This window comes from Pseudomonas sp. NPDC087346 (assembly GCF_044744235.1).
In the GTDB taxonomy this organism is placed as follows: Bacteria; Pseudomonadota; Gammaproteobacteria; order Pseudomonadales; family Pseudomonadaceae; genus Aquipseudomonas.
Map to the genome: position 1 here is coordinate 4,306 of NZ_JBIUXX010000020.1, position 16,544 is coordinate 20,849.

A 16,544-nucleotide genomic window follows, 5' to 3' on the forward strand; every position below is an offset into this window, starting at 1 on the left:
TGCTGTGGTGCCCGGCGTTCACCTCCGTCCCATCCCCCCCCACCCACTCATGGCCGGATCATCCAGAACCGTTCCGAAGAGTCGATCATTCGCGAAATCGAAGAGATCCGCGACAAGGTGCCAGGCTTCACCGGCGTCATTTCCGACCTCGGCGGGCCGACCGCGAACATGTACCGAATCGCCTGCAAAACGCCGGAAATCGAATCCGCGTGCCGCAAGCCGTCCTGCGTGTTCCCGGGTATCTGCCCGAACCTGAACACCGACCACTCGTCGCTGATTCAGCTGTACCGCAGTGCCCGTGCGCTGCCGGGCGTGAAGAAGATCCTGATCGCTTCCGGCCTGCGTTACGACCTCGCGGTCGAGTCGCCGGAGTACGTCAAAGAGCTGGTGACCCACCACGTCGGTGGTTACCTGAAGATCGCCCCGGAACACACCGAGGAAGGTCCGCTCAACCAGATGATGAAACCGGGCATAGGCAGCTATGACAAGTTCAAGCGCATGTTCGAGAAGTACACCAAGGAAGCAGGCAAAGAGCAGTACCTGATTCCTTACTTCATCGCCGCCCACCCGGGCACCACCGATGAAGACATGATGAACCAGGCCCTGTGGCTCAAGGGCAACGGCTTCCGCGCCGACCAGGTGCAGGCGTTCTACCCGTCGCCGATGGCCACCGCCACCGCGATGTATCACTCGGGCAAGAACCCGCTGCGCAAGGTCACCTACAAGAGTGACGCGGTGACCATCGTCAAGAGCGAAGACCAGCGTCGTCTGCACAAGGCGTTCCTGCGCTATCACGATCCGAAAGGCTGGCCGATCCTGCGCGAAGCCCTGGAACGCATGGGTCGTAGCGATCTGATCGGTTCGGGCAAGGATCAACTGATCCCGGCGCATCAGCCAAGCACCGACAGCTACCAGAGCGCCCGTCGCAAGAACTCGACACCGGCCGGTAGCCACAAAGTGGCGAAAGAAGGTAAAGAGAAGACCACCAAGATCCTCACTCAGCACACCGGTCTGCCACCGCGTGCCAGTGATGGTGGTAATCCTTGGGACAAGCGTGAGCAAGCCAAGGCTGCGGCATTCGCCCGTAACCAGCAGGCGGCCAAGGAACGCAAGGACGCGGCGAAGGGCAAAGGCCCGAAACCGACGCGCAAGCCAGTCGTTCCGCGCTAAAGAAAACGCCAACCTTCGGGTTGGCGTTTTTTTTAAGGTCAAAAGATCGCAGCCTGCGGCAGCTCCTACAGTTGGAATGCAATCCCATGTAGGAGCTGCCGCAGGCTGCGATCTTTTGATTCTGCGCAACATTTGCGTGCAACTGTGCCAAACCATTTCCCCGCGCTGCGCGGTTTTGGTGCTGTACTGCCTTAAGCATTCCGGGAAAGCGCCCAAGGCTCTGCATGGCATAAGTCTTGCGCGCTTTCGAATACGCTTAGGGCTCGCAGGAGGCACGCCGTGTCGATTCATGTCGCATTGCATCACGTCACGCATTACCGCTACGACCGCGCTGTCGAACTCGGCCCGCAGATCGTTCGCCTGCGCCCGGCCGCCCACAGCCGCACGCGGATTCTGTCGTATGCGCTGAAAGTCTCGCCCGAGCAGCATTTCATCAACTGGCAGCAGGACCCGCAGGGCAATTACCTGGCGCGGCTGGTGTTCCCGGAAAAAACCGATGAGCTGCGGATCGAAGTCGATCTGCTGGCCGAGATGGCGGTGTTCAATCCATTCGACTTTTTCCTCGAGCCCTACGCCGAGAAAATCCCCTTCGCCTACGCCGCCGATGAGCGCAAGGAGTTGGCGCCGTACCTCGAAACCTTGCCGCTGACACCAAAATTCAAAGCCTATCTGGACGCCATCGACCGCACGCCGCTGCCGGCGGTGGACTTTCTGGTGGCACTCAATCAGCGGTTGAGCGAAGACATCGGTTACCTGATCCGCATGGAGCCCGGCGTACAAACCCCCGAGCACACGCTGGAACACGCTTCCGGTTCCTGCCGCGATTCGGCGTGGCTGCTGGTGCAACTGCTGCGCAACCTCGGGCTGGCGGCGCGCTTCGTCTCCGGTTATCTGATTCAACTGACTGCCGACGTCAAAAGCCTCGACGGACCTTCCGGCACCGACGTCGATTTCACCGATTTGCATGCATGGTGCGAGGTCTATCTGCCGGGTGCCGGCTGGATCGGCCTCGACGCCACCTCCGGGCTGTTTGCCGGTGAAGGGCATATCCCGTTGGCCTGTAGTCCCGATCCGTCCTCGGCGGCGCCGATCAGTGGCTTGGTCGAACCTTGCGAATGCCAGTTCACCCACGAAATGTCGGTGGAGCGGATATGGGAGGCGCCACGCGTCACTCAGCCCTACACCGAGGAGCAATGGCTGGCGATTCAGGCGCTGGGCCGGCAGATCGATGCCGACCTGCTGGAAGGCGATGTACGCCTGACCATGGGCGGCGAGCCGACTTTCGTCTCCATTGACGACCCTGATGGCGCCGAATGGAACACCGCCGCCCTCGGGCCAGACAAGCGCCGACTCTCCGCCGAACTGTTCCAGCGCATGCGCAAGCATTACGCGCCGAAAGGCCTGGTGCATTTCGGGCAAGGCAAGTGGTACCCCGGCGAGCAGCTACCGCGCTGGTCGCTCAACTGCTATTGGCGGCGTGATGGTGTGCCTATCTGGCACAACAGCGCGTTGATCGCCGATGAGCAGCAGGATTATGGAATCGATGGCGCAATGGCCGGACGCTTTCTGGCGAGTGTCGCCGAACGCCTGAAGTTACCTACGCGTTTTGTGTTCCCGGCTTACGAAGACAATTTCTATTACCTCTGGCGCGAGGGCGCATTGCCGAGCAACGTCAGCGCCGAAGACTCACGTCTCGAAGAACCGCTGGAGCGGGCACGGCTGCGCAAGGTCTTCAGTCAGGGCCTGGATAAAGTGATCGGTCAGGTGCTGCCGCTGGCACGCACCGCCAAGGGCGATCAATGGCAGAGCGGGCGCTGGTATCTGCGTGACGAACACTGCCGGTTGGTGCCCGGTGATTCGCCGCTGGGCTATCGCTTACCGTTGGGCTCACAGCCATGGGTCAAGGCTGCCGAGTATCCGTTTATCCACCCGGTCGATCCGAATCAGGACTTCGCCGAGCTGCCGGACGCTGCGCACCTGGGCAAGCACGATGATCCAGCGCCTGTGGACGAGCGCGTGCCAAAGCTCGACGAATCCGCCGACTGGCTGACCCGCACCGCGTTCTGCGCCGAAGCGCGGGACGGTCGTTTGTACCTGTTCATGCCACCGCTGGAGCGGGTCGAGGATTATCTGGAGCTGGTGGCGGCCATCGAGGCCACTGCCGAGGAGCTGCATTGTCCGGTGCTGCTGGAAGGTTACGAGCCGCCAAGTGATCCGCGAATCAGCAATTTCCGCATTACCCCGGATCCGGGCGTGATCGAGGTCAACGTGCAGCCGTCCGCGACCTGGGATGAGCTGGTCGAACGCACCGAGTTTCTCTATGAGCAGGCGCGACAAAATCGACTGACTACTGAGAAATTCATGATCGACGGCCGGCATACCGGCACCGGTGGCGGCAACCATTTTGTCCTCGGTGGTGCGACGCCCGCCGACTCACCGTTTCTGCGCCGCCCCGATCTGCTGCGCAGTCTGATCAGCTATTGGCACAACCATCCGTCGCTGTCGTATTTGTTTTCCGGTTTATTCATCGGCCCGACATCGCAAGCGCCGCGAGTCGATGAGGCGCGCAACGATGCCTTGTATGAACTGGAAATCGCCTTTGCGCAGATGCCGGAGCCGGGCGAGGAGTGTGCGCCGTGGCTGGTGGACCGGTTGCTGCGCAATCTGCTGATCGACGTCACCGGCAATACGCACCGCGCCGAGTTTTGCATCGACAAACTGTATTCGCCGGACGGTGCCACCGGCCGTCTCGGGTTGCTGGAGTTGCGCGCCTTTGAAATGCCACCGCATGCGCGCATGAGCCTCGCTCAGCAATTGTTGCTGCGGGCGTTGGTCGCACGTTTCTGGCGCGAGCCTTACGCGCCGTCGAAACTGGTGCGCTGGGGTACCGAACTGCACGATCGCTTCATGCTGCCGCACTTAATCGAGCAGGATTTTGCCGACGTCATCGTCGAACTCAACAGTGCCGGTTATCCACTGCGCGCCGAGTGGTTCGCGGCGCATCTGGAGTTTCGTTTTCCCAAGGTCGGCGACTACGCGGTCAACGGCATCGAACTGGAACTGCGTCAGGCGCTGGAGCCCTGGCACGTGCTGGGCGAGGAAGGCACGGCGGGCGGCACGGTGCGCTACGTCGATTCGTCGCTGGAGCGTTTGCAGGTCAAGCTCAACGGCTTGCCGCCGCAGCGTTATCTGCTGACCTGCAATGGCATCGCGGTGCCGCTGCAACCGACCGGACGAGTTGGCGAGTTTGTTGCCGGCGTGCGCTTTCGCGCCTGGCAACCGTCCAACTGTCTGCAACCGACCATCCCGGTACACGCACCGCTGGTGTTCGACCTGCTCGATACCTGGATGGAGCGCTCGCTGGGCGGCTGTCAGTACCATGTCGCGCATCCGGGCGGGCGCAATTACGAGACCTTGCCGGTGAACGCCAATGAAGCCGAGAGTCGGCGGATGGCGCGGTTTTTCCGTATCGGACACACGCCGGGGAAACTTCCTATACCCATTGTGGAAATCAACGACGAGCTACCGATGACAATCGATTTGCGACGCTTTTAGGTCCTACGCGACGCTCGGATTTTTCGTATATCCGGGCGTCATGTGCCTGCGTTAGTCTGACCGTTCCCTGCTGTCTGCCGAGCTTTCCATGCCTGACCTGCTAGACCGTTACCCGCTCACGGCGGGCACCTATCACGAACTGCTCGACGACAGCGGTGCCGTACGCCCGCACTGGCGCCGGTTGTTCGACCAATTGCAGCGCAGCACCCCGGCGCAACTGGTGCAGCGTCAGGCATTGCTGGCTCGGCAGATTCAGGAAAACGGCGTCACTTACAACGTCTATGCCGATCCCAAGGGCGCTGACCGCCCGTGGGAACTGGACCTGTTGCCGCATGTGATTGCGGCAGACGAGTGGCAGCACTTATCGGCGGGCATTGCCCAGCGGGCGCGATTGCTCAACGCGGTACTGGCGGATCTTTATGGCCCGCAGAAGCTGATCAGCGAAGGTTTGTTGCCGGCAGAGCTGGTATTTGGTCACAACAATTTTCTCTGGCCCTGTCAGGGCATTTCGCCACCGGAAGGCGCCTTCCTGCATTTGTATGCAGTGGATCTGGCGCGCACTCCGGACGGACGCTGGTGGGTCACGGCGGATCGGACTCAGGCGCCATCCGGTGCGGGTTATGCACTGGAAAACCGCACCATCGTTTCCCGGGCGTTTCCCGAGCTGTACCGCGATCTGAAGGTGCAACATCTGGCCGGGTTCTTCCGCACCTTGCAGGAAACCCTCGCCCGTCAGGCACCGCACGATGAAGACGCGCCACTGGTGGTACTGCTGACGCCGGGCCGTTTCAACGAAAGCTATTTCGAGCATCTGTATCTGGCGCGACAACTGGGCTATCCGCTGGTCGAGGGCGGCGATCTGACGGTGCGCAACGCGACCGTGTACCTGAAAACCCTAAGCGGCCTGCGCCGGGTACACGCGATCATGCGGAGACTCGACGATGATTTCTGCGACCCGCTGGAGCTGCGCACAGACTCGGCGCTTGGCGTTCCCGGTCTGCTCGAAGCCGTGCGTCAGGGTCGGGTGCTGGTGACCAATGCGCTGGGCAGCGGTGTGCTGGAGTCGCCGGGGTTGCTGGGCTTTCTGCCGAAGATCAATCAGTACCTGTTCGGTGAAGAGCTGATTCTGCCGTCCATCGCCACCTGGTGGTGCGGCGAAGCGCCAGTGCTGGCTCAGGCGCTGGAAAAACTGCCTGAACTGTTGATCAAGCCGGCATTTCCCTCGCAAAGCTTCGCGCCTGTGTTCGGTCGTGATCTGAGTGAAAAACAGCGCCAGGAACTCGCCGCGCGCATGCAGGCGCGGCCTTACGCCTATGTTGCGCAAGAACTCGCGCAGCTGTCGCAGGCGCCGGTCTGGCAGGCTGAGGACGGGCAACTGCAACCACGGGCGATCGGCATGCGTGTGTACGCCGTAGCCAGTCACGATGGCTATCGGGTGCTGCCCGGTGGTTTGACCCGGGTCGCCGCCGAAGCGGATGCAGAAGTGGTGTCGATGCAGCGCGGTGGCGCGAGCAAAGACACTTGGGTGCTCGGCGAACGTGCGCCGAGCGGCGAGCAATGGAAGACCCAGCGCAATGTCGGTGTGCACGACCTCGTTCGGCGTGACCCATATTTGCCGTCGCGGGTAGTGGAAAATCTGTTCTGGTTCGGGCGTTACTGCGAGCGCTGTGATGACAGTGCGCGTCTGCTGCGAATCATGCTCGCACGTTATGTCGATGGCGATGATCCGCAAGCCTTGCAGGCTGCCGTCGATCTCGGTGAGCGCTTGATGCTGCTGCCGGACGAGGGCGAGTTGCCGGAGCGTTTGCTCGCTGCGCTGCTGGGCGAAGACTGGTCGTTCAGCCTGCGCTCGAACCTGCAGCGATTGCAGTGGGCGGCGTCGCAAGTGCGCGGCAAACTCTCGCGGGAAAACTGGCAGGCGCTGGTGGAACTGCAACGCGAAGCGATGCAGCTGGAAACCGAAGAGCCTGATTTCGGCGAGTTGCTGGATTTCCTCAACCGGCTGGTGATGTCGCTGGCGGCCTTGTCGGGATTTGCACTGGACGACATGACTCGCGACGAAGGCTGGCGCTTTCTGATGATTGGCCGCCGTATCGAGCGCCTGCAATTCCTCAGCGGCAGTCTCGCGGCATTTTTGCGCGGAGCTGGCGCGTTCGATCAGGCCGGATTGGAGTGGTTGCTGGAACTGGGTAACAGCAGCATCACCTACCGCTCGCGTTATCTGGCGGTGGCACAGTTGATTCCGGTGCTGGATCTGTTGTTGCTGGATGAGCAGAACCCGCACGCGGTGTTGTTCCAGCTGAAACTGGTGACACGCACGTTGAAGCGTTTGAACGATGATTTCGGCGTGCCTCGGGAGGCCGGCTTGCCGCAACTGGTGGAGCGCCTTGCGCGTTTCGATCTGGGATGTCTGGAAAACCCGCTGTTCGGCGAATCCAGCGTCCGCTCGGCACTCGATGGTCTGGCGGATCTGCTGCAAGAGATCGCCGATGCCAGCAGTCAGGTGTCGGATCGGCTGGCGCTGCGGCATTTCGCGCATGTCGATGACGTCAGCCAGCGCACGGTGTCGGTTTGATGAGCGCCCGTTACCAGATCCTTCACGACACTTGTTATCACTACGACAGCCCGGTTTCGCTGGCGCAGCAACTGGCGCATCTGTGGCCGCGAGAGTGCGCCTGGCAGCGCTGCACTGAGCAGCAATTACTGATCAGCCCGGAGCCCACCGCACGACGCGATGAACAGGATGTGTTCGGTAATCCGCAAACGCGCTTGGCGTTCGAGCGTCCCCACGATGAATTGCAGGTCAACGCCCGGCTCACGGTTGAGGTGCTGGCGCGACCGCTACTGGATTTCAATCTGTCGCCGGCCTGGGAGCTGACGTGTGACGCGTTGACCTATTCCAGTCAGCCGCTATCGGTCGAGTTGCTGGAGGCGTGCCGCTACCGTTTCCAGTCGCCGTACGTGCATTTGAAGGGCAGCTTCGTCGAGTTCTCCGAAAGCTGCTTCCCGCCGGGCAAGCCTTTGCTGCTCGGAGTGCAGGAATTGATGCAGAAAATATTTAGCGAATTCACCTTCGATGCCGAAGCGACGCAAGTTGCCACGCCGCTGGTAGAGGTGCTGGAGCGTCGGCGTGGGGTTTGTCAGGACTTCGCCCATTTGATGCTCGCCTGCGTGCGCTCGCGGGGGTTGGCGGCGCGCTACATCAGCGGCTATCTGTTGACCCAGCCGCCACCGGGCCAGCCACGGCTGATCGGTGCGGATGCCTCGCATGCGTGGGTTTCGGTGTTTTGTCCGGTGCTGGGTTGGGTTGATTTCGATCCGACCAACAATGTGCAGCCGGCACTGGAGCACATCACCCTGGCCTGGGGCCGGGATTTCTCCGATGTGTCGCCGTTGCGCGGGGTGATTCTGGGGGGCGGGTCTCACGATCCCGAAGTACGGGTCACCGTGATGCCACAGGAAATGGGGAGTTGCTGAAGGATTAGTGAGGGCCGGCAGTGAAACTGCCAGCCCTGTCACAAATCCGCTGGGCCTGATTCGATGATCAAACCCGGTGGGGCTCAGGCGTCAGGTGCCTGATCTTTCGGTGCTTCAACATCGGTATCAACTTCAGTTTCATCATCTGCCGCCACTTCACCATCAGGGTTCAGTGCCGTTTCTTCAGCCATTTGTTTCTTGCGCTGAAGCTTTTCCTCTTTCTTCTGCTCCTTTGCCAAGTCTCGTTGACGTTTGGCGAAGGAGTAATTGGGTTTGGCCATGGGCGATCCTCTTGGGTCGAAGGTGAGGTTGAGCGGCGCGTATTCTGCCCTGTATCGGTGCTCGGCCGTTAGCCGGGTTTTTGATCGACCCACTTCGGCGTGACGGTCGGCCGCCAATTGTCGAGAGAGTCCAGCAGTGTCAGTGGCGATTCGCTCACTTGCAGCATGTCACGGTGTGGCGCGCGAACGAAGCCTTCGCCGACGATATGGTCGAGAAAAGCCGTGAGTTTGCTGTAAAAACCGTTCACTTCCAGCAAGCCCAGCGGTTTGCCGTGGTAACCGAGCTGACCCCAGGTCCAGACTTCAAACAGTTCTTCCAGCGTGCCGAGGCCGCCGGGCAGGGCGATGAACGCGTCGCTGAGTTCAGCCATGCGCGCCTTGCGCGCGTGCATGCCGTCGACCACTTCGAGGCGGGTCAGGCTTTTGTGGCCGATTTCCTTGTCCATCAGGCTTTGCGGAATGATCCCGATCACTTCACCGCCGGCAGCCAGTGCGGCGTCGGCGACAATGCCCATCAGACCCACAGCGCCGCCGCCGTAGACCAGCGTCAGCTTGCGTTCGGCCAACGCGCGGCCGAGGGCAATGGCGGCCTCGGTGTAAGCCGGATCAGTGCCGGCGTTGGCGCCGCAAAATACACAAACGGATGTTAAAGACATGCCTTGCTCCTGGGTCGATCAGAGCCACAGGGTAACGGCTGGCAGGCCTCGATTAAAGGTCAGGCTTCGCGTTTTGGCGTTTCACAGGTGCCGCTGGCACCACAGGCGTAGGCGGCAAGCAGACTGCACATAAAACCGTTAAAGAACATGACAGGCACTCCGTATCAATGGGATGCGCCGATCATAGGGTCGAGCTGACGATTTGGCCGGTAGATTGTTTCGATGAGTGTCATAGCCTGAAAGTTGTATACAATTTTTGACTCAAGTCATAGGAACTTGCGAAGATTTCAGGCAGTCTTTCCACCATTAGTGTTTTTGTTAACCCTGCCTTGGAGATTCACCATGTTTTCCAAAGTTGTTGCGGTATCCCTGCTGGCGCTGGCCAGCAGCCAATTGATGGCTGCCGAGTGCAAAACCACCGTTGACTCCACCGATCAGATGTCCTTCAACACCAAGGAGATCGTGATCGACAAGAGCTGCAAGACTTTCACCGTTGAGCTGACCCATTCCGGCAGCCTGCCGAAGAACGTCATGGGCCATAACCTGGTGATCAGCAAAGAAGCTGACATGCAGCCAATCGCTACCGCTGGCCTGGCCGCCGGTATCGACAAGAATTACCTGCCGGAAGGTGACGCACGCATCATCGCTCACACCAAGATCATCGGCGCCAAGGAAACCGATTCGCTGACCTTCGACGTGGCGAAGATTGCAGACGGCGGCTACGGCTTCTTCTGCTCGTTCCCGGGCCACATCTCGATGATGAAAGGCACGATTACAGTCAAGTAATCAGGCACACCGCGTCATCGTTCTTCGCGGGCAAGCCACGCTCCCACAGGGTGTCAGGTGTTCACAAAATGTATGCCTGACATAGAACCTGTGGGAGCGTGGCTTGCCCACGAACAGGCCATCAGCATCGACCGATGCTCCGGCCAAAGAAAAGCCCGCTGAGGATCACTCCTCAGCGGGCTTTTTCATTCAATCACCGATCAAGGCGCAAACGGCATCACGCGCTTGTGATGCGTCTTGTTATACGTCGCAACGATAATGTCGAACGCTTCCTGACGTACCGGCTCGCCGTGCAGGAAGGCGTCGATCTCGGCGTAGGTCACGCCGTGGGAGGCTTCGTCCGGTTTACCCGGCGACAGGTCTTCCAGATCCGCAGTAGGGATCTTTTCCACCAGCGATTCCGGGGCGCCGAAGCTGCGGGCAATCGCTCGAACCTGATTTTTCACCAGACCGCTGAGTGGCGCGAGGTCGCAGGCACCGTCACCGAACTTGGTGAAGAAACCCATCACCGCTTCTGCCGCGTGGTCGGTGCCGATCACCAGGCCATGCGCCGCGCCGGCGATGGTGTACTGAGCAACCATGCGCATCCGCGCCTTGGTATTGCCGAGGACGAAATCCACCGACACCGCATGCTTGCCTTCGAACGCCGCGACTTCTCCGGCGAGGGACTTAACCGCCGGGCCAATGTTGACGGTGTGGCGCTCGTCCGGGGCGATGAAATCCACCGAGGCCTGGGCATCGTGCTCATCGAACTGGGTTTCGTACGGCAGCCGTACGGCGATGAACTTGTAGCTGCTGTCGCCGGTTTGGTCGCGCAACTCACGCATGGCGCGCTGGGCCAACAGGCCGGCGGTCAGCGAATCGACGCCGCCGCTGATGCCCAGCACCAGCGTCTTGAGCCCGGAATTGACCAGGCAATCCTGGATAAAAGTGATGCGCCGGGCGACTTCAGCCTCAAGGGCCTGGTAGTCGGCAAACGGCGGTTGCACCTTGAGCTGTTCAGCAATCTCACGCTGTACGGCTTGCATGAATTCACTCCTTGCTAGATAGACTGGAAACGGCAGGAACCTGGAAAACGTGTCGCAAGTAGGCGACGAAATTCGGATCTTTGCAGTGGGTCTTGCCGGGCTCGTCGGAGATCTTCGCCACCGGTTGGCCGTTGCAGGCGGTCATTTTAAGCACGATGCTCATCGGTTCAACACCTGGAATGTCACAGGTCAGGTTGGTACCGATGCCAAAGCTCACGTTGATCCGGCCGTGCAGTGCGCGGAATATTTCCAGCGATCTGGGCAAGGTCAGGCTGTCGGAGAACACCAGCGTCTTGCTCATCGGGTCGATGCCGAGCTTGTGATAGTGCGCGATGCATTTTTCGCCCCAGGCGACCGGGTCCCCGGAGTCGTGGCGCAAACCGTCGAACAGCTTGGCGAAGAACAGATCGAAATCGCCGAGGAACGCATCGGTGGTGATGCAGTCGGTGAGCGCGATGCCCAGCAGGCCGCGATACTCACGAACCCAGCAGTCGAGCGCGGCGATCTGGCTGTCGATCAGGCGCGGGCCGAGTTGCTGGTGAGCCATGATCCACTCATGGGCCATGGTGCCCAGCGGTTTCATGTCCAGCTCGCGGGACAGGTGCACGTTGCTGGTGCCGACGAAACGCCCGGGGAAATCGTGCTTGAGCACGTTGACCACTTCTTCCTGCACTCGGTACGAAAACCGGCGACGGGTGCCGAAATCGGCCACCTGCAATTCCGCCAGTTCATCCGCCGAAGCATTGGCCGTCAGCCAGTCGAATTTGCGATAGAGCTGTTCGCGGGCCTGCTCAAGAACGGTTTCGCGGTAGCGATAACGGTTGCGCACTTCGCTGACAATCGCCAGCAGCGGCACTTCATAGAGGATCACATGCAGCCATGGCCCACGCAGACGGATGAACAGCTCGCCGTTTTCGATGCCGGTGTGCAGGTAGCGCATGTTGAAGCGGAACAGGCCGAGAAAGCGCAGGAAGTCCGGTTTGAGGAAGCTGATGCGCTCGAGAAAACTCAGTTGATCGGCGCTCAGACTCAAATCGGCGAGGCGTTCGACCTGATAGCGGATTTCTGCCAGATACGGACGCAGATCCTCGGCGTTACGGCAACGGAACTCCCATTCGACTTCGACGTTGGGGTAGTTGTGCAGCACCGCCTGCATCATCGTCAGTTTGTAGAAGTCGGTGTCGAGCAGGTTCTGCACGATGCGATCGGCAAACACACTCTCGCTCATAAACGGGTCTCCAGGTACGCCGCGACAAGGCGCGGTATCAATCAATGGTGCTAGTGGCGCATATCAATGGTGGGGATTGCCAGCAATTTCTGCGATCAATGAGGTCAATTGTGGCGAGGGGATTTATCCCCGTTGGGTCGCGCAGCGGCCCCGAAAATCTTGAGAGCGACGACTGCTGCGCAGCCGAACGGGGATAAATCCCCTCGCCACAGGGGTTAGAGTTGCGAATCAGGGGTATCGATCTGCTCCAGCATCCATTTGACGAAATCCCGCACCTTCGGCACTTCCGCCGCATGTTCCGGATACGCCAGGTAATAGGCGTCGCTGCTGGGCATTGCATGCTGCCAGGGAATGACCAGTTTGCCGTCGGCCAGTTCTTCTTCCACCAGAAACCGTGGCAACAGCGCCACGCCGCAACCCACTTGCGCGGCGCGGATGCACATATAAAAGGTCTCGAAACGCGGCCCGTGGTAGCTGTGTTCGGTCTGGTAGCCCTGACTGTCAAACCAGTCATGCCAGGCCTGCGGGCGTGAGGCGTTTTGCAGCAGCACCAGATCCGTCAGTTGCGTCGGGTCGGTGAACGGCTGGTCTGGCAGGCTGCCCGGTGCGCATACCGGCACCAGCTCTTCGCCGAACAGCTTCAGGCATTCGGTGCCGGGACGTGATCCCTGGCCGAAATAGAACGCCAGATCACTGCGACCTTGCAGCAGGTCATCGGCTTCCTGTTCGTTGCACAGATCGAGATGGATCGACGGATGGCGCAGGCGCCAGCCTTTGAGGCGCGGCACCAGCCAGCGGGCGCCGAAGGTCGAGGGCGTTGATACGCGCAGGACTTCCGTCTCGCCGCCGTAGGAACGCAGGTAATGCGTGGACATTTCCACCTGCGTGAGGATTTTTCGCACTTCCACCAGGTACAAATCGCCAGCCGGGGTCATCTGCAAGCGACGGCGCACCCGCAGGAATAACAAGTGCTGCAACAATTCCTCCAGCTGCGCGACCTGCTTGCTGACGGCGCTCTGGGTCAGGTTCAGTTCTTCGGCGGCCCGGGTGAAACTCAGGTGCCGGGTCACGGCCTCGAAGCACTGCAACGCGGTGATCGACGGCAAGTGGCGTTTGTTCAGCATGGGTAAGCCCTTTTTCTTGTCTTTCTATGCTCAGCATGAATAAACGGAATGATATCTCGCGTAAAGGTCGTTTGTTGCCTTGCCCTTGGGAAGCTACAACTAAAGGCCTGCCCGGTCGTGAAAAAGCGGCCGCACACATTCAGTTTTTTGCTTGAGGAGTGACCCATGGTTGCCGCATTGCTTGATCGTCTTGGTGTGAACCCGGCCCTTTATCAGAACGGCAAAGTGCCGGTGCATTCGCCCATCGATGGCAGCCGCATCGCCGCCGTGAACTGGGAAGGCCCGGCCGAAGTCGAGCAACACATCAGTCGCGCAGATCATGCGTTCGAACAATGGCGCAAGATACCGGCCCCGCGTCGCGGCGAGCTGGTGCGTCAGTTTGGTGAAGTGCTGCGCGAGTACAAGACCGATCTCGGTGAACTGGTTTCCTGGGAGGCCGGCAAGATCACGCAGGAAGGTCTGGGTGAAGTGCAGGAGATGATCGATATCTGCGACTTCGCCGTTGGTCTTTCCCGTCAACTGTACGGTTTGACCATCGCCTCCGAGCGCCCGGGCCACCACATGCGTGAAACCTGGCACCCGCTGGGCGTGGTCGGCGTGATCAGCGCCTTCAACTTTCCGGTGGCGGTGTGGGCATGGAACACCACGCTGGCGCTGGTCTGCGGCAACCCGGTGGTGTGGAAACCGTCGGAGAAAACCCCGCTGACCGCGCTGGCTTGCCAGGCATTGTTTGATCGCGTGGTGAAGAATTTCACCGATGCTCCGGCAAACCTCTGCCAAGTGATCATCGGCGGCCGCGACGCTGGCGAAGCTCTGGTCGATGACCCGCGCGTGGCGCTGATCAGTGCCACCGGCAGCACCCGTATGGGCCGCGAAGTGGCACCGAAAGTCGCCGCACGTTTTGCCCGCAGCATTCTCGAACTGGGCGGCAACAACGCGATGATCCTCGGCCCCAGCGCCGATCTGGACATGGCGGTACGCGCCATTCTGTTCAGCGCCGTCGGCACCGCCGGTCAGCGTTGCACCACGCTGCGTCGGCTGATTGCGCATGAGTCGGTGAAGGAGGAAATCGTCACTCGCCTCAAGGCTGCCTACGCGAAAGTGCGTATCGGTCATCCGCTGGAAGGCAATCTGGTCGGTCCGCTGATCGACAAACACAGCTTCGAAAACATGCAGGATGCGCTGGAGCAGGCGTTGAGCGAGGGCGGCCGGGTGTTCGGCGGCAAGCGTCAACTCGAAGACCAATTCCCTAACGCCTACTACGTTTCGCCGGCCATCGTTGAAATGCCTGAACAGAGCGATGTGGTGTGCAGCGAGACGTTCGCACCGATTCTGTATGTGGTCGGTTACAGCGACTTCCAGGAAGCGCTGCGTTTGAACAACGCGGTACCGCAAGGCTTGTCGTCGTGCATCTTCACCACTGACGTGCGCGAGGCCGAGCAGTTCATGTCGGCAATCGGCAGCGACTGTGGCATCGCCAACGTCAACATCGGCCCGAGCGGCGCGGAAATCGGTGGCGCGTTTGGTGGCGAGAAAGAGACTGGCGGCGGCCGTGAGTCGGGTTCCGATGCGTGGCGTGGGTACATGCGTCGGCAGACTAATACCGTGAACTACTCGCTGGAACTGCCGTTGGCGCAAGGCATCACTTTCGACTGATTCCATCATCGATTGGGAGCTGGCTTTTGTGGTGAGGGGATTTATCCCCGTTCGGCTGCGCAGCAGTCGTCGCTGCTGAGGTTTTCAGGGCCGCTGCGCGACCCGACGGGGATAAATCCCCTCGCCACAAGAGCTCCCCTGCTTAGAACTGTGTGTTTGTTAGGTTTCTGTTGGAGTCTGGCAATGCCGTTACGCGAAGAATGTCTGTGGGAAAAACTGACGCCGCAAAGGCCCGATAACGCGGCGCTCAGGGGCGAGGTCAAAGTTGATGTCTGCGTGATCGGCGCCGGGTTCACCGGTTTGTCGGCGGCGGCGCATTTGCTGGAACAGGGTAAAAGCGTCTGCGTGCTGGAGGCTCATCGAGCCGGGCACGGCGGTTCCGGGCGCAACGTCGGATTGGTCAACGCCGGGATGTGGATTCCGCCCGACGAGATCGAAGCCGGATTCGGCGAAGCGGTCGGCAGTCAGCTCAATCGGATGCTCGGGGCGGCACCGGCGTTGGTGTTCAGTCTTGTGGACAAGTACAAGATCGATTGCCAGTTGCGCCGCGAAGGCACGCTGCACATGGCGCACAACGCCAAGGGCGAGGCCGATCTGCGCAGTCGCGAAGAACAATGGAAACGCCGCGGTGCGCCGGTCGAGTTATTGACCGGCAAGGCTTGCGAACAAGCCACCGGCACGCAAAAGATCGCAGCCGCGTTGCTTGATCGCCGCGCCGGTACGCTCAATCCGATGGCCTACACCACCGGGCTGGCCAATGCGGTCAAAGGGCTCGGCGGGCAGATGTTCGACCATTCACCGGTCACCCGACTGGAACGCCAGGGCCAGCAATGGTCGGTGCAGACCGAGCACGGTGCGGTGCTCGCCGAGAAAGTCGTTATCGCGTCGAACGCCTACACCGAAGGCGACTGGACCGAACTCAAGCGCAACTTCTTCCCGGGTTACTACTATCAGGTCGCCTCGGTGCCGCTGACCGAAGACGCCGCGCAGGAAATTCTGCCGGGCGGGCAGGGCTCGTGGGATACCCGGCAAGTGCTCAGCAGCATCCGTCGCGATAAAGAAGGTCGGCTGTTGCTGGGCAGTCTCGGCAACGGCAATCAGAAACCGGTGTGGTTTCTCAAAGCCTGGGCTGACCGGGTGCAGCAGCATTACTTCCCCAATCTGAAACCCGTCGAATGGGAATGCACCTGGACCGGGCGCATTGCTTTTACCCCCGATCACCTGATGCGGCTATTCGAACCGGCCCCCGGAATAGTGGCCGTCACCGGCTACAACGGACGCGGGGTGACCACTGGCACCGTGGTCGGCAAAGCCTTCGCCGACTATCTGTGTAACGGCGATCCGCAAGCCCTGCCGATTCCGTTTGCACCGATGCAGCCCTTGGCGGGAGTGGGCTTGCGCAGTTGCCTGTACGAGGCCGGGTTCTCGTTGTATCACGCGGGCCAGTGCCTGCGGATCGTCATCTGAGTGTTGAAATATGTTGCCGGAGGCGGCGCTTTTCGATGCAGCGACTATCTTTTAATTTTGCTGGTTGTATCTTTTCATCTCCAGTATTTTGTTGTTATGTGTTTTGGGGTGTTATT

General features: G+C 60.4%; 11 protein-coding genes and 1 pseudogene. 7 read left to right on the forward strand and 5 right to left on the reverse strand.

What is annotated here, in order from left to right:
• The 4 genes and pseudogenes from ACIOZM_RS14155 to ACIOZM_RS14170 all read left to right on the forward strand — a co-directional run.
• A pseudogene (locus tag ACIOZM_RS14155) lies at positions 1 to 1,170 on the forward strand (DUF3362 domain-containing protein); the annotation flags it as partial.
• A 279-nt stretch (positions 1,171 to 1,449) separates the two neighbouring features.
• Positions 1,450 to 4,725 (forward strand): DUF2126 domain-containing protein, encoded by a 3,276-nt coding sequence (locus ACIOZM_RS14160; RefSeq protein WP_401214692.1) that lies wholly within the window; start codon positions 1,450 to 1,452, stop codon positions 4,723 to 4,725.
• 88 nt (positions 4,726 to 4,813) lie between these two features.
• Positions 4,814 to 7,300, forward strand: a complete 2,487-nt coding sequence (locus ACIOZM_RS14165) for a circularly permuted type 2 ATP-grasp protein (RefSeq protein ID WP_401214695.1) — start codon at positions 4,814 to 4,816, stop codon at positions 7,298 to 7,300.
• Positions 7,300 to 8,202, forward strand: a complete 903-nt coding sequence (locus tag ACIOZM_RS14170; protein WP_401214698.1) for a transglutaminase N-terminal domain-containing protein — start codon at positions 7,300 to 7,302, stop codon at positions 8,200 to 8,202. The genes ACIOZM_RS14165 and ACIOZM_RS14170 overlap by 1 nt, the downstream gene beginning before the upstream one ends.
• A gap of 83 nt (positions 8,203 to 8,285) precedes the next feature.
• Here the strand turns inward: ACIOZM_RS14170 and ACIOZM_RS14175 are convergent, their stop codons facing one another.
• Positions 8,286 to 8,483, reverse strand: a complete 198-nt coding sequence (locus ACIOZM_RS14175; protein ID WP_401214701.1) for a hypothetical protein — start codon at positions 8,481 to 8,483, stop codon at positions 8,286 to 8,288.
• 68 nt (positions 8,484 to 8,551) lie between these two features.
• The gene (locus ACIOZM_RS14180) at positions 8,552 to 9,139 is read right to left on the reverse strand and encodes a TIGR00730 family Rossman fold protein (protein WP_401214704.1); all 588 of its coding nucleotides are present in this window, start codon (positions 9,137 to 9,139) and stop codon (positions 8,552 to 8,554) included.
• A gap of 342 nt (positions 9,140 to 9,481) precedes the next feature.
• On the opposite strand from ACIOZM_RS14180, the gene azu reads away from it, so the two are divergent.
• Positions 9,482 to 9,925 carry an azurin gene (gene azu, locus ACIOZM_RS14185; RefSeq protein ID WP_008078296.1) on the forward strand — a complete coding sequence of 148 codons (444 nt, stop codon included), beginning with the start codon at positions 9,482 to 9,484 and terminating at the stop codon, positions 9,923 to 9,925.
• Positions 9,926 to 10,125: 200 nt separating this feature from the next.
• On the opposite strand, the gene nadE is transcribed toward azu, so the two are convergent.
• The 3 genes from nadE to ACIOZM_RS14200 all read right to left on the reverse strand — a co-directional run bounded on the left by nadE (position 10,126) and on the right by ACIOZM_RS14200 (position 13,305).
• A complete protein-coding gene (nadE, locus tag ACIOZM_RS14190; RefSeq protein WP_401214708.1) occupies positions 10,126 to 10,953 on the reverse strand; it encodes an ammonia-dependent NAD(+) synthetase in 828 nt (275 codons plus the stop codon).
• 4 nt (positions 10,954 to 10,957) lie between these two features.
• A complete protein-coding gene (gene pncB, locus ACIOZM_RS14195) occupies positions 10,958 to 12,181 on the reverse strand; it encodes a nicotinate phosphoribosyltransferase (protein WP_401214711.1) in 1,224 nt (407 codons plus the stop codon).
• A 215-nt stretch (positions 12,182 to 12,396) separates the two neighbouring features.
• A complete protein-coding gene (locus ACIOZM_RS14200) occupies positions 12,397 to 13,305 on the reverse strand; it encodes a LysR family transcriptional regulator (protein ID WP_401214714.1) in 909 nt (302 codons plus the stop codon).
• 165 nt (positions 13,306 to 13,470) lie between these two features.
• Here ACIOZM_RS14200 and ACIOZM_RS14205 point away from each other — a divergent pair, with 165 nt between their 5' ends.
• A complete protein-coding gene (locus ACIOZM_RS14205) occupies positions 13,471 to 14,961 on the forward strand; it encodes an aldehyde dehydrogenase family protein (protein WP_401214717.1) in 1,491 nt (496 codons plus the stop codon).
• A gap of 183 nt (positions 14,962 to 15,144) precedes the next feature.
• Positions 15,145 to 16,428, forward strand: coding sequence for an NAD(P)/FAD-dependent oxidoreductase (locus ACIOZM_RS14210; RefSeq protein ID WP_401214720.1), 1,284 nt, complete (start codon positions 15,145 to 15,147; stop codon positions 16,426 to 16,428).
• Positions 16,429 to 16,544 lie beyond the last annotated feature (116 nt).